This is a genomic window from Grimontia sp. THUN1695 (genome assembly GCF_059704325.2).
The window spans coordinates 2,883,433-2,896,643 of record NZ_AP046577.1; the positions used below are offsets into that span (position 1 = coordinate 2,883,433).

Consider the following 13,211-nt stretch of genomic DNA (forward strand, 5'->3'; position numbering starts at 1 on the left):
CACAAGGAATTGAGAGGGAAAACAACATGAAAAACGTCGTGATTGTCGATTGTATTCGAACCCCGATGGGCCGCTCCAAAGGCGGCGCTTTCCGCCACACCCGTGCGGAAGATTTGTCAGCGCACCTGATGGCGTCACTGCTGGCACGTAACCCACAATTAGACCCAACAGAAATCGAAGATATCTATTGGGGCTGTGTACAGCAAACACTGGAACAAGGCTTCAACGTCGCCCGTAACGCAGCGCTGCTCGCTGGCATTCCACACACAGTCGCCGCGACTACGGTTAACCGTCTGTGTGGCTCTTCGATGCAAGCACTGCATGATGCCGCACGCGCGATCCAAGTAGGCGATGCGGATGTCTGTTTGATTGGTGGCGTGGAGCACATGGGCCACGTACCGATGAACCACGGAGTGGACTTCCACCCAGGGCTTTCAAAATCAGTGGCAAAAGCCGCTGGTATGATGGGTCTGACCGCTGAAATGTTAGGCCGTATTCATGGTATCAGCCGTGAGCAGCAAGATGCCTTTGCTGCCCGCTCCCACCAGCGCGCGTATGCCGCCACCGTGGAAGGCCGCTTTAAGAACGAAATCATGCCCACTGAAGGCCATGATGAGAAAGGGGGTCTGTTCCTGATGGAGAATGATGAAGTTATCCGTCCGGAAACCACTGTGGAAACACTTTCAAGCCTGCGTCCTGTGTTCGATCCAGCCAACGGCACAGTGACTGCAGGCACCTCGTCTGCGCTCTCTGACGGTGCCGCTGCCATGCTGGTGATGAGTGAAGACAAAGCCAAAGCACTGGGGCTGCCAATTCGTGCTCGCGTGCGTTCAATGGCTGTAGCAGGTTGCGATCCATCCATCATGGGTTATGGTCCAGTACCTGCTACGCAAAAAGCCCTGAAGCGTGCTGGTGTTACTATGGATGACATTGGCATGGTGGAGCTCAACGAAGCCTTCGCAGCACAATCATTGCCTTGCGCCAAAGATCTGGGCTTGTTGGATAAGGTAGACGAGAAAGTGAACCTCAACGGTGGCGCGATCGCTCTGGGTCACCCATTGGGTTGTTCAGGCGCGCGCATCTCTACTACGCTTATCAACCTGATGGAGCACAATGATGTCGAGCTCGGTCTTGCCACCATGTGTATCGGCTTAGGTCAGGGTATCGCTACCGTCTTTGAGCGCGTGTAAACAATACGTGTTGTCATTAAAGCCGGGTTTGATACCCGGCTTTATTATTTGTCGCAGAGCCAGGTGGAATACTATGCGTCGAGTGCATATAAACCATGTATTAGTTTCATTATTTTCATGACCATTTTGGTTCTACACTGTATTTCATACGTTTATTTCCCACTCCGGAGGGCATCCCATGTTCAAAGCACTGGTACTGGACCAAGCTGACAAAATTACCACCTCAAGCATTCAAGAACTCGACGAAAGCAGACTGCCGCAAGGTGATGTGCTAGTCGACGTGGATTACTCCTCACTGAACTACAAAGACGGCCTTGCCATCACAGGTAAAGGCAAAATATGTCGCGAGTTCCCAATGGTGCCGGGTATCGACCTGACAGGGACAGTGGCAGAATCTTCAGATCCACGTTTTACCGCAGGACAGAAAGTGGTATTGACTGGCTGGGGCGTCGGTGAAACCCATTGGGGTGGCATGGCGCAAAAAGCGCGCCTGAAAGCAGACTGGTTGGTTCCACTGCCAGAAAAGCTCTCCGGCGATCAGGCGATGAAAATCGGCACTGCGGGTTTGACAGCCATGCTGTGTGTGCAGGCACTGCAAGATGCTGGCATCACACCAGAGAAAGGTGAAATCCTGGTGACAGGCGCAAGTGGCGGTGTGGGCTCAGTGGCGGTCACGCTGCTGTCTGAACTGGGTTACCAAGTGGTTGCGGTAACAGGCCGTTTAAGCGAGAACGGTGAATGGCTGAAAACCCTCGGTGCATCCCGCGTGTTGGAACGCAGTGAGTTTGAAGAGCCTGCCCGCCCGCTGGAAAAACAACTGTGGGCAGGAGCAGTGGATACCGTTGGCAGCAAGATGCTGGCAAAAGTGCTGGCGCAGGTTGATTACGACGGTGCGGTCGCAGCCTGTGGTCTGGCAGGCGGTTTCGATCTGCCCACTACAGTGATGCCATTTATCCTGCGCGGCGTGAAACTGCTGGGTGTGGATTCTGTGTACGCACCGTTCGAGCGTCGCCAGAAAGCGTGGCAACGTATTTCTGAGCTGCTGCCAGCAAGCTATTACGAAAGCGGCTGCCGTGAAATTTCTCTGGAAGACGTGCCGGAAGCCGCAGAAGCTATCACCAATGGTCAAATCACCGGCCGCGTGGTGATCAAGCTGTAGCCTTTTATCACCACAATAAACCAGTAACGGAGTCATTTAGGCTCCGTTTTTACCCCTTTACATCCTCCGCCAAATCAAACAAACCCCATATCTTTAATCCGTGTTGCAATCAGCCTTCCGCATTCTTCTTTGATCAGGTTACGCAGCCAAACCTGCGCGGCCGAATGCTCCGTTCTTGGATGCCAGATCAGTGAATAGTCAAACGGCTTGAACTCAAACGGCAACGGTTTAATCACCAAACCATACTTCTCGCCCACCAGATAGGCCAAGTCAGCGGGAACGGTAATGATCAGCGGTAAACTCTCCACCATCGCCACGGCAGCTTCCAGGTGATAGGCACGCAGCGCCAGCTTAGGTTTAGGGTAACCCCGCAATGCTTCGTCTATCAGCGCTTTTACCCCATCGCTGATGGCTATCACCGCATGTGGATAAGAAAGGTAGTCATCAAGCGTCATGGGTTTATCTGCCAGCGGATGACTTTTCGACACCAGACAAAACACACTCACCAGCCCAAGACTGTCTGACTGTAATGGCGCAACCTTCCCTGTTGGACGGCAAATCGCCATATCACACCCTTCCGTCGTTAACTGACGCATCAACTGATCGTGTTGCAAGGGGGCAAATTCCAGCGACAGCCCCGGTGCTTCTTCATAAATACGGGGCAATGCAAAGGGAAGAATGGTTTGCATGGCGTAGTCTGTGGTCGCTATCTTGAAAGACTGTTCACATTTTGCCGGATCAAACTCTTCTGGCGACAGAACATGGCAAAGCGCATCCAGCGGGGCGGTCAGTGACGCATTAAGTTCCAGTGCCCGTTGGGTGGGGATTAATTGCTGCCCATGGCGGGTAAAAAGCGAATCACCGGTAAGATCTCTCAGACGCCCTAACACACGGCTCATCGCCGACTGACTGAGGCTTAAACGGACAGCAGCTTTACTGACGCTGCCTTCCTCAAGCAATACACGCAGGGCAACCAGCAGGTTTAAATCACGGCGGTAAATATCTTCAAGTTCCATAGCATGCCTAAAGAATGGTAACGTTGGCATTATAAGCACGCTGATTGACGTTAAGTTTGATTGGAAAGGCGGTTTTATCGATATTGGTAAACGCCTGATAAAAAAAAATCCCGCATAAAAGCGGGGAAGCCCAAGAAAACTGGGTGAGTGTAGTCGATGAGTGAGTTAGCCTAGTTGTTTCGCGACATTCACTTTGTCTAAATATGATTCATTAACAACCTGTTAATCAATTTACACACATATTTTACAAAGCCAACCCCTGTTGAATATTTAGTCTTCATAAGTATGATCAGGTCGACGTTTTCAATGTGATAATTGCAGATGAGCTCAATATTTGAAAATCCAGATCACTTTTTAAACGCTGAAGGGCTGCGCTGTCCGGAGCCAGTAATGATGGTGAGAAAAACAATCCGTAACATGGCAAACGGAGAAACCCTGTTGATCACTGCAGATGACCCTTCCACCACCCGGGACATCCCCAGCTTCTGCCGTTTTATGGACCATACTCTGGTGGCACACCAATCCGACACTCTTCCGTTTCGCTACCTGATCAAAAAAGGGTTGTAGCCACACTGGAAATGAAAAGGCAGCAATGCTGCCTTTTGGGTTTTAGTTAAAGCTCTGTCGCCTGTGCGAGGTCGCTCATTTTCCGCCGCAGCGTTATATTCTCGTGTTCCAAGTCTCGTAACGCTTTTTTCATGGGTAGCACATACCTTACCCGCACCATTGCATCAACAGACAAGTAAGTGGTTACTATTGCACCAACCACCATAGGTAGCCACATATCTGTCAATACCATGCCCAAAATGTTTAGCGCCAGTGCTAAATGGAACAGCCACATCTGGCTTGTAGGACTGATTGCCAGAAACCTGTTCATAACGCGCTCCTTCATCACCATTACACTGCTATCAAACTAGCATGGAATAGCGAAACAGGTAGCAGTAAAAATCACACATTCACCGGCTGCTTGTTGTACGTTATCGCATCAAAAATGTCGCGATAGCCAACACGCCGAAAAGCGCGGCTGTCGCATACCGTACGATATTCAGTGGCAAAGCATTTGCAGCCTTCTTACCTAACAAAACAACAGGCACATTGGCCAACAACATACCGATGGTAGTACCGATAATCACCATGGTCAGCGCATCGGCATTTTGTGCGCCAAGCACTGTCGTTGCCACCTGGGTTTTATCACCAATTTCGGCAATAAAGAATGCGATGAAACTAGCCACAAATGGGCCTCGGTTTGAAATGCTTTCCTCATCATCAAGCTTGTCAGGAATAAGCACCCAAAGTGCCATCACCGCAAAGCTGATAATCAGCACCCAACGCAACACGGTTTCGGTCAAATAGTCTGCGACAATGACGCCGAGCCACGCGGCAACAGCATGGTTCAACATGGTGGCAAGGAAGATAGCGAGAATAATAGGCACTGGCTTGCGGTACCGGCTGGCCAAAAGCAGAGAAAGAAGCTGGGTTTTATCACCGATTTCCGCCAATGCAACGGTCGTGATTGAAATGGCTAACACGCTCATGATTGTCTTCCGGGGCGGGGATTATTATTCGAAAACCATGACAATATCCGCGCCCCGCCCGGTTCGCGTCGATTGTCATTGGTCTCGTCAAACCCACTGTCGTGTGTCGCCATTACCATGCAGATGAGCTGCAACTATGTTGATAATGGCCTCGCTGGCGCGAGAGACTACTCCCCAAGAGCCAGCGCATTTTAGCTTTTAATGCCCCCTAAAAACAACCTGCAATCCCTGGGCCTTTCGGAGTTGGTCTCTAGCTTTGAGCCTGACGAACAAAAAACCGCCATTACCCCTACTTATCCCAAGCCTTGCACGCTATAATCGCGTGTTATTTTCACTTCATTAAATCGCGCGAACCTGACGATGCAAAAATTCGACGTTAAAACTTTTCAGGGCATGATCCTCGCGCTGCAGGATTACTGGGCCCAACAAGGTTGTACTATCGTACAGCCCCTCGACATGGAAGTAGGTGCTGGCACCTCTCACCCAATGACATGTCTGCGTGCTATTGGTCCAGAGCCAATTGCCGCAGCTTACGTTCAACCTTCTCGCCGTCCTACTGATGGCCGTTACGGTGAAAACCCGAACCGTCTGCAACATTACTATCAGTTCCAGACCATTCTGAAACCGTCTCCAGACAACATTCAGGAACTGTACCTTGGTTCACTGCGGGTGCTGGGCATTGATCCTGAAGTTCACGACATCCGTTTCGTCGAAGACAACTGGGAAAACCCAACATTGGGTGCCTGGGGCCTAGGTTGGGAAGTGTGGCTGAACGGTATGGAAGTCACTCAGTTTACTTACTTCCAGCAAGTGGGCGGTCTTGAGTGCAAACCGGTTACCGGTGAAATCACGTACGGTATAGAGCGTCTGGCTATGTACATTCAGGGCGTGGATTCTGTTTACGATCTGGTTTGGACCGATGGCCCATTCGGTAAAGTAACTTACGGCGACATCTTCCACCAAAACGAAGTTGAGCAATCAACTTACAACTTTGAGCACGCTGACGTGGATTTCCTGTTCACGTATTTTGACCAGTGCGAAAAAGAATGTAAGACACTGCTTGAGCTTGAAAAACCCTTACCGCTGCCTGCGTATGAGCGCATCCTGAAGGCCGCTCATGCATTCAACCTGCTGGACGCCCGTAAAGCTATCTCCGTGACGGAACGTCAACGTTACATCCTGCGTATCCGCAACCTGACCAAGTCAGTGGCAGAAGCGTACTACGCATCCCGTGAAGCATTAGGCTTCCCAATGTGTAAAAAGGGTGAGGAGAAGTAAGATGGCGAAGAATTTCCTGATTGAGCTGGGGACCGAAGAACTGCCACCTACGCAGCTTCGCACGTTGGCTGAAGCGTTTGCAGCGAATTTTGAGCAAGAACTGAAAAATGCAGAGCTGACCCATGAAGGCATCAAATGGTATGCGACGCCTCGCCGCCTGGCGCTGAAAGTATCCGCACTGGCAGAGCAGCAGGCAGATAAAGTGGTTGAGAAACGCGGTCCTGCGGTTTCAGCTGCATTTGATGCGGACGGTAACCCAACCAAAGCAGCACAAGGCTGGGCCCGGGGTTGCGGTATTGACGTGGCAGACGCCGATCGCATGATCACAGACAAAGGTGAATGGCTGCTGTTCAAGCAAGAAGTCAAAGGCCAAAACACCAAAGACATCGTTGTGGCACTGGCTGACAAAGCGCTGGCAAACCTGCCTATCGCCAAGCCAATGCGCTGGGGTGACAAAGAGACCCTGTTTATCCGTCCGGTAAAAACCCTGACTATTCTGCTGGGTGACGAGCTTGTTGAAGGCACCATTATGGGTGTGGATTCTGCACGCACTGTCCGTGGTCACCGCTTTATGGGCGAAGCAGAATTTACCATCGATAATGCCGATCAGTACCCTGCGATTCTCGAAGAGCGCGGTAAAGTCATCGCCGATTACGAAGCGCGTAAATCTACTATCATTGCAGATGCCCAGAAAGCGGCGAAGCTGCTTGGGGGTGTTGCAGATCTGGATGATGATCTGGTTGAAGAAGTGACCTCTCTGGTTGAATGGCCAGTGGTACTTACTGCAACCTTCGAAGAGAAGTTCCTAAAGGTTCCTTCAGAAGCCTTGGTTTACACCATGAAAGGTGACCAGAAGTATTTCCCTGTTTACAGCGAAGACAAGCAGCTTCTGCCAAACTTTATCTTCGTGTCTAACATCGAATCAAAAGAGCCCCGCCACGTCATCGAAGGTAACGAGAAAGTAGTTCGCCCTCGCCTAGCGGATGCGGAATTCTTCTTCGATACTGACCGCAAACGTCCTTTGATTGACCGCTTGCCACAACTGGAAACCGCAATCTTCCAGCAGCTACTGGGGACCATCAAAGACAAGACAGACCGCATCACCGAGCTTGCCGGCTACATTGCTGACAAGATTGGTGCTGACGTCGAAAAGGCAAAACGTGCAGGCCTTCTTGCGAAGTGTGACCTGATGACCTCGATGGTTTTCGAATTTACCGAAACTCAGGGCGTGATGGGTATGCACTATGCGCGTCATGATGGTGAAGCCGAAGAAGTCGCTGTTGCGCTGAATGAGCAATACATGCCGCGTTTCGCGGGTGATGAACTGCCAGGTAATGGCGTATCCTCTGCACTGGCGATGGCCGATAAGCTGGATACTATTGTTGGTATCTTCGGTATTGGCCAGGCACCAAAAGGCTCTGATCCCTTCGCACTGCGCCGTGCTTCCCTGGGTGTACTGCGCATCATCGTCGAGTACGGCTACGATCTGGATCTCACCGATCTGGTGGCGAAAGCCAAGTCTCTATTCGCTAATGAAGACGGAAGTAGCCGCCTGACTAACGACAATGTTGAAGCAGATGTGATCGAATTTATGCTGGGTCGCTTCCGCACCTGGTATCAGGATGAAGGCCACAGCGTTGATGCGATTCAAGCTGTACTGGCGATGCGCCCGACCCAACCGGCTGATTTCGACAAACGCGTAAAAGCCGTGACCCACTTCCGTTCACTGGAAGCGGCTGAATCACTGGCAGCAGCGAACAAACGAGTGGGTAATATTCTGGCCAAATACGACGGTGAGCTGTCTACTACTATCAATAGCGATCTGCTAATCGAAGATGCAGAAAAAGCACTGGCTGATAAAGTCACGGCAATGGTAGAGGCACTGGCGCCAGTGTTCGCAGCTGGCGATTACCAAACTGCCCTGACACAGCTGGCAGATCTGCGTGAACCGGTCGATAATTTCTTTGACAACGTGATGGTCATGGCTGAAGACGACGCACTGAAAGCGAACCGTCTGGCGCTGCTTAATACCCTACGCAGTCAGTTTATGAATGTGGCAGATATCTCTCTGCTTCAGAAATAAACCTCGATAACGCAGTATTTAAGGCCTCGCGAATGCGAGGCTTTTTATTTTGTCTCGGGAGCCAGATATTCGAGTGTCGCGCAATGTTTCACGTGAAACATTGCGTAAGTGTATTCAGTGGTATCTTCGTTGGTAAGCCAGTAAGCAAAGACTAACCAATCCTCCCAGCGTGTCCATTAACATATCCTTTTGTGCGTCCCAGATATCACCTTGAGAGCCGAGGAACGCAATACCTTCTTCACCTCCCGCCAATTCTGCATACCACCATTCGATAATTTCATAGCCTGCGGCAACGGCCATAATAGAGAACAAAGCAAACAGAAATGCGATAGTGGGCCCGGCGAGTTTCTTATCGAGTAGCACCTCCGCAATCGGATACGCGAAAAGCCCAATCGAAAAATGCGCCACCCTATCAAAATTATTTCTCTCTGCTCCAATGGCATCATTAAACCAATCAAACGGTACTTCAGCGAACGTATACTTCGCACCTATGGTATGAAGACAAAGCCAAATGAACATCAAGATACATGCCGTTGTAGACCAACGGTGATAGCAATTCCCCCACCAAACAATGGCTAACACACCCATCGCGGGGATAATCTCCGCCATCCAGACCGCATAAGAATTTGGGTTGTACGCGCTGAATAGAAACACCAGCGCATAGAGTGATGTAAGTACTTTAAGCACATGAGTTGGCAAAGTCATCGGTCGGCTCTCTCAGGCAAAAATGAAAATCATGATTACATATAACACCAAATGACAATACATCAGTAGTGCCTGATAAAGAATACAATACGACAAGGTTTGTATTGTGAAGCCTCTGCTCAGAACAAAAGCGGTAAGGACCATATCTGTTCTACATCCACAGAAGCGAACTTCATCTCACTCAGTCTTGATACATGCACGTCAAGTAAACCTGTCAATACAAAAGAAATAGATTTCAAATCGGGTGATGCATCAGTTATTGTTTACCGAATATTAAAGGGACTTCAAAGGGACAAGGTTAAGCGTTCATGCAGTTTTCTAAATTTGGAAATAAGTTTACACAGCACTCTGGTATCACGCAGTTAATGGATGACCTCAACGATGGCCTTCGTAATCCTGATGCCATTATGTTGGGGGGTGGTAATCCCGCCGCTATTCCCGAAATGCTTGAACACTTTAAAGCGCTTAGCCGGAGAATGCTTGATGATGGCTCATTGATAGCCGCACTTTCCAACTATGATGGACCACAGGGGAAAACCACCTTTATTGCTGCTTTAGCAGAAATGCTAAATAAAACCTTTGGCTGGCAAATAACCTCTGAAAACATCATGCTCACCAATGGCAGCCAAAGTGCCTTCTTTTACCTGTTTAATCTGTTTGCTGGTCAGTATGACGATGGCAGTTTCAAAAAGATTTTATTGCCTCTGGCCCCTGAATATATCGGCTATGCCGATTCAGGCATCGACCCAGATATATTCACCAGCTTCAAACCGACTATTGAGCATCTGGATAATCGCCAATTTAAATATCACGTTGATTTCGATATGCTGGAAATCGATGACTCAGTCGCGGCAATTTGCGCATCACGCCCAACGAATCCGACCGGTAATGTGCTCACTGACGAAGAGATTGCCAAGCTTGATAAACTTGCACGACAACACAACATCCCACTTATTATCGACAACGCTTATGGTGTGCCCTTCCCCAACATCATCTTTGAAGATGTAAAACCGTTTTGGAATGACAACACTATCCTTTGCTCCAGTCTTTCCAAGCTAGGTTTACCCGGTGTGCGCTGCGGCATCATTATCGCTCAAGAGGAGATTATCACTGCCCTTTCTAACATCAATGGCATCGTCAGTTTATCGCCATCTAGTGTGGGCCCAGCCATTGCGCTAGAGATGATTAAAAGCGGTGACTTGTTGTCACTCAGTGAAACTGTGATCAAACCTTTTTATCAAGCCAAAGCACAGCGTAGTATTGAGCGACTTCAGAAAGCCATTCCTGATGAACGCTTTAAAATCCACAAACCCGAAGGTGCTATTTTTCTTTGGCTTTGGTTTGAAGGACTACCAATCAGCACCAACGAGCTCTATCAGCGTTTAAAGCAACGTGGTTTATTGATTGTCCCTGGCGAGTACTTTTTTATTGGTTCAGATCTCAATTGGGACCACACTCATGAATGCTTAAGGATGAACTATGTTCAGGATGATGAGGCTATTGCGCGAGGCATTGAAATCCTCAAAGAGGAAGTAGAGCGAGCTTACTCAGAGGCTTAATCCAATCCAAAGGTTTCACGTGAAACATCGCCCAGTCTGACTATCAACTGGGCTTTATGTCGCCTTCACAACCAGGAAGATAACTTGACGACCTAAAAAGGCCTATCACGGGTAATTCATAAAAAATAGGCGGACACCACCGCAAATAACACCAAAATAACATTTACAATCAACAGGTTATATATTTATGCAACTCTGCGTAAAAAAACGCCGCTAGTGCGGCGTTTGGTACTCAGATTTTACGTAGATTCACGTGGTTACACGTCGAGGTTTGCTACTTTCAGGGCGTTATCTTCGATAAACGCGCGACGTGGTTCAACGTGGTCACCCATCAACGTGGTAAACAGTTCATCTGCTGCAACTGCATCCTGAATGGTTACGCGCATCATACGGCGTGATTCTGGATCCATGGTGGTTTCCCATAGCTGATCAGGGTTCATCTCACCCAGACCTTTATAGCGCTGACGAGAAAGACCACGGTTAGATTCTTTGATCAGCCATGCCAGCGCATCAGCAAAACTTTTCACGGGTTGCTTGCGTTCACCACGCTGGATGTAAGCCGTATCATCAAGAAGACCATCAAGCGCTTCTGCCAGATCGGCGATACGGCCGTACTCTTTCGAATTCAGGAGGTCATAGCTGATGAGGTATTCGTGATCGACACCGTGAGTACGAACAATCAACTCTGGCTGATAGGCCTGATGCTCTTCATCAAACTTCACTTCCGCGCGATACTGGCTTTCACCGGTTGAGTTTTTGTTCAGAACCTCTACCAGATTATCAATCCATGCGCGAACGTCTTCCTCGTTTTTCAGCGTATCTACACTCAAACGCGGTTGATAAATCAACTCGTTTAGCATCGCATATGGGTAACGACGGTTCATGCGCTTAATCAACTTCATGACACCGTTGTATTGTTTCACCAACTCTTCAAGTGCAAGACCATTCAGCGCAGGCGCATCCTGGTTGACGTACAGTGACGCATTTTCCAGGGCAATAGAAACCTGATACTGCTCCATGGCTTCATCATCTTTGATGTATTGCTCCTGCTTGCCCTTCTTCACTTTGTAAAGCGGCGGCTGAGCAATATAAACGTAGCCACGTTCGATCAGTTCAGGCATTTGACGGTAGAAGAAGGTCAACAGCAGCGTACGGATGTGCGAGCCGTCAACGTCGGCATCGGTCATGATGATAATGCTGTGGTAGCGCAGTTTGTCAGGGTTGTACTCGTCGCGGCCGATACCACAACCCAGCGCAGTGATTAGCGTCGCCACTTCCTGGGAAGACAGCATTTTGTCAAAGCGCGCCTTTTCTACGTTCAGGATCTTACCTTTCAGCGGCAGGATAGCCTGATTCTTACGGTTACGGCCCTGTTTCGCAGAACCACCCGCAGAGTCACCCTCCACAATGTAGAGTTCAGACAGCGCAGGATCTTTCTCCTGACAGTCTGCAAGTTTGCCTGGCAGGCCAGCCAAATCCAGTGCGCCTTTACGACGGGTCATTTCACGGGCTTTACGTGCTGCTTCACGGGCACGCGCTGCGTCGATAATTTTGCTACAGACGATTTTGGAATCCTGCGGGTTCTCAATCAGGAACTCCGCCAGTTTCTCACCCATCGCAGACTCAACCGCTGACTTCACTTCTGAAGAGACCAGCTTGTCTTTAGTCTGGCTTGAGAATTTCGGATCCGGCACTTTCACCGACACAACCGCTGTCAGGCCTTCACGCGCATCATCGCCAGAGGTCGCCGCTTTCGCTTTCTTGGAGTAACCCTCTTTGTCCATGAAGTTGTTCAGGGTTCGGGTCAGTGCAGCGCGGAAACCGGCAAGGTGAGTACCGCCATCACGCTGGGGAATGTTGTTGGTAAAGCAGTAGATATTTTCCTGGAAGCCATCGTTCCATTGCATCGACACTTCTACTGACACACCGTCTTCACGCTCATGTTCAAAATGGAACACAGTTGGGTGAATCGGCGTTTTGTTACGATTAAGGTGCTCAACGAATGCGCGAATACCACCTTCATACATGAAGTGGTCCTGTTTGTTTTCTTCGCGCTCGTCGATCAGCTTGATAGAAACACCGGAGTTCAGGAATGACAATTCACGCAGGCGCTTTGCCAAGATGTCATAGTGGAACGTAGTATCCGAGAAGGTTTCATCGCTTGGCCAGAAACGAATACGCGTTCCGGTTTCATCAGTGTCACCAATCACTTCAAGTGGCTTTTCAGGGACACCCATTTTGTAGATTTGCTGGTGTACGTGGCCATGACGCCAGATAGTCAGCTCAAGTTTTTCCGACAGAGCGTTAACCACGGAAACCCCCACACCGTGCAGACCACCGGAGACTTTGTACGAGTTGTCATCGAACTTACCGCCAGCGTGAAGCACTGTCATGATAACTTCGGCAGCCGACACCCCCTCTTCTTCATGGATGTCTACCGGGATGCCACGTCCGTCATCTTTAACGGACACAGAGCCATCTTCGTGGATAGTGACCACGATGTCATTACAGTGACCCGCGAGAGCTTCATCGATAGAGTTATCGACCACCTCAAAGACCATGTGGTGTAGACCGGTACCATCGTCAGTATCACCGATGTACATCCCCGGACGCTTACGTACTGCATCCAGACCCTTGAGTACCTTGATACTCGATGAATCATAATTATTGGACATTGAGTTACTCT

The 13,211-nt window shown here is 49.5% G+C and carries 11 protein-coding genes; 6 read left to right on the forward strand and 5 right to left on the reverse strand.

The features are described from left to right. Positions 1-26: 26 nt before the first annotated feature. Together fadA and acuI are read left to right on the forward strand one after the other, a co-directional pair. Positions 27-1,190 carry an acetyl-CoA C-acyltransferase FadA gene (gene fadA, locus AC6IB1_RS16575; RefSeq protein WP_497567549.1) on the forward strand — a complete coding sequence of 388 codons (1,164 nt, stop codon included), beginning with the start codon at positions 27-29 and terminating at the stop codon, positions 1,188-1,190. A 178-nt stretch (positions 1,191-1,368) separates the two neighbouring features. Next, on the forward strand, positions 1,369-2,349 hold the full coding sequence (gene acuI / locus AC6IB1_RS16580; protein ID WP_497567550.1) for an acrylyl-CoA reductase (NADPH): 981 nt from the start codon (positions 1,369-1,371) through the stop codon (positions 2,347-2,349). Between the two features lie 74 nt (positions 2,350-2,423). Here the strand turns inward: acuI and AC6IB1_RS16585 are convergent, their stop codons facing one another. Beyond that, on the reverse strand, positions 2,424-3,365 hold the full coding sequence (locus AC6IB1_RS16585; protein WP_497567551.1) for a LysR family transcriptional regulator: 942 nt from the start codon (positions 3,363-3,365) through the stop codon (positions 2,424-2,426). A 321-nt stretch (positions 3,366-3,686) separates the two neighbouring features. Here AC6IB1_RS16585 and tusA point away from each other — a divergent pair, with 321 nt between their 5' ends. Further along, complete coding sequence (gene tusA, locus AC6IB1_RS16590) at positions 3,687-3,932, forward strand: sulfurtransferase TusA (RefSeq protein ID WP_497567552.1); 246 nt, start codon at positions 3,687-3,689, stop codon at positions 3,930-3,932. Between the two features lie 46 nt (positions 3,933-3,978). Here the strand turns inward: tusA and AC6IB1_RS16595 are convergent, their stop codons facing one another. Both AC6IB1_RS16595 and AC6IB1_RS16600 read right to left on the reverse strand, forming a co-directional pair. Beyond that, positions 3,979-4,242 carry a hypothetical protein gene (locus AC6IB1_RS16595; protein ID WP_497567553.1) on the reverse strand — a complete coding sequence of 88 codons (264 nt, stop codon included), beginning with the start codon at positions 4,240-4,242 and terminating at the stop codon, positions 3,979-3,981. 100 nt (positions 4,243-4,342) lie between these two features. After that, on the reverse strand, positions 4,343-4,900 hold the full coding sequence (locus AC6IB1_RS16600) for a TMEM165/GDT1 family protein (RefSeq protein WP_497567554.1): 558 nt from the start codon (positions 4,898-4,900) through the stop codon (positions 4,343-4,345). Positions 4,901-5,260: 360 nt separating this feature from the next. Between AC6IB1_RS16600 and glyQ the strand changes: the two genes are divergently transcribed. Beyond that, positions 5,261-6,178 (forward strand): glycine--tRNA ligase subunit alpha, encoded by a 918-nt coding sequence (glyQ, locus tag AC6IB1_RS16605; RefSeq protein WP_005500805.1) that lies wholly within the window; start codon positions 5,261-5,263, stop codon positions 6,176-6,178. A 1-nt stretch (position 6,179) separates the two neighbouring features. Continuing rightward, the gene (gene glyS / locus AC6IB1_RS16610; RefSeq protein WP_497567555.1) at positions 6,180-8,261 is read left to right on the forward strand and encodes a glycine--tRNA ligase subunit beta; all 2,082 of its coding nucleotides are present in this window, start codon (positions 6,180-6,182) and stop codon (positions 8,259-8,261) included. A gap of 114 nt (positions 8,262-8,375) precedes the next feature. On the opposite strand, the gene AC6IB1_RS16615 is transcribed toward glyS, so the two are convergent. Beyond that, positions 8,376-8,966, reverse strand: coding sequence for a DUF2238 domain-containing protein (locus AC6IB1_RS16615; protein WP_497567556.1), 591 nt, complete (start codon positions 8,964-8,966; stop codon positions 8,376-8,378). 308 nt (positions 8,967-9,274) lie between these two features. On the opposite strand from AC6IB1_RS16615, the gene AC6IB1_RS16620 reads away from it, so the two are divergent. Continuing rightward, complete coding sequence (locus AC6IB1_RS16620; protein ID WP_497567557.1) at positions 9,275-10,525, forward strand: valine--pyruvate transaminase; 1,251 nt, start codon at positions 9,275-9,277, stop codon at positions 10,523-10,525. 257 nt (positions 10,526-10,782) lie between these two features. Here AC6IB1_RS16620 and gyrB read toward each other — a convergent pair whose 3' ends face one another. Continuing rightward, a complete protein-coding gene (gene gyrB / locus AC6IB1_RS16625) occupies positions 10,783-13,200 on the reverse strand; it encodes a DNA topoisomerase (ATP-hydrolyzing) subunit B (RefSeq protein WP_497567558.1) in 2,418 nt (805 codons plus the stop codon). Between the last annotated feature and the right edge of the window lie 11 nt (positions 13,201-13,211).

Bases quoted from the DNA above. Each gene is read 5' to 3' on its own strand.
- fadA (WP_497567549.1), top strand. From the start codon at position 27: ATGAAAAACGTCGTGATTGTCGATTGTATTCGAACCCCGATGGGCCGC.
- acuI (WP_497567550.1), top strand. From the start codon at position 1,369: ATGTTCAAAGCACTGGTACTGGACCAAGCTGACAAAATTACCACCTCA.
- AC6IB1_RS16585 (WP_497567551.1), bottom strand. From the start codon at position 3,365: ATGGAACTTGAAGATATTTACCGCCGTGATTTAAACCTGCTGGTTGCC.
- tusA (WP_497567552.1), top strand. From the start codon at position 3,687: ATGAGCTCAATATTTGAAAATCCAGATCACTTTTTAAACGCTGAAGGG.
- AC6IB1_RS16595 (WP_497567553.1), bottom strand. From the start codon at position 4,242: ATGAACAGGTTTCTGGCAATCAGTCCTACAAGCCAGATGTGGCTGTTC.
- AC6IB1_RS16600 (WP_497567554.1), bottom strand. From the start codon at position 4,900: ATGAGCGTGTTAGCCATTTCAATCACGACCGTTGCATTGGCGGAAATC.
- glyQ (WP_005500805.1), top strand. From the start codon at position 5,261: ATGCAAAAATTCGACGTTAAAACTTTTCAGGGCATGATCCTCGCGCTG.
- glyS (WP_497567555.1), top strand. From the start codon at position 6,180: ATGGCGAAGAATTTCCTGATTGAGCTGGGGACCGAAGAACTGCCACCT.
- AC6IB1_RS16615 (WP_497567556.1), bottom strand. From the start codon at position 8,966: ATGACTTTGCCAACTCATGTGCTTAAAGTACTTACATCACTCTATGCG.
- AC6IB1_RS16620 (WP_497567557.1), top strand. From the start codon at position 9,275: ATGCAGTTTTCTAAATTTGGAAATAAGTTTACACAGCACTCTGGTATC.
- gyrB (WP_497567558.1), bottom strand. From the start codon at position 13,200: ATGTCCAATAATTATGATTCATCGAGTATCAAGGTACTCAAGGGTCTG.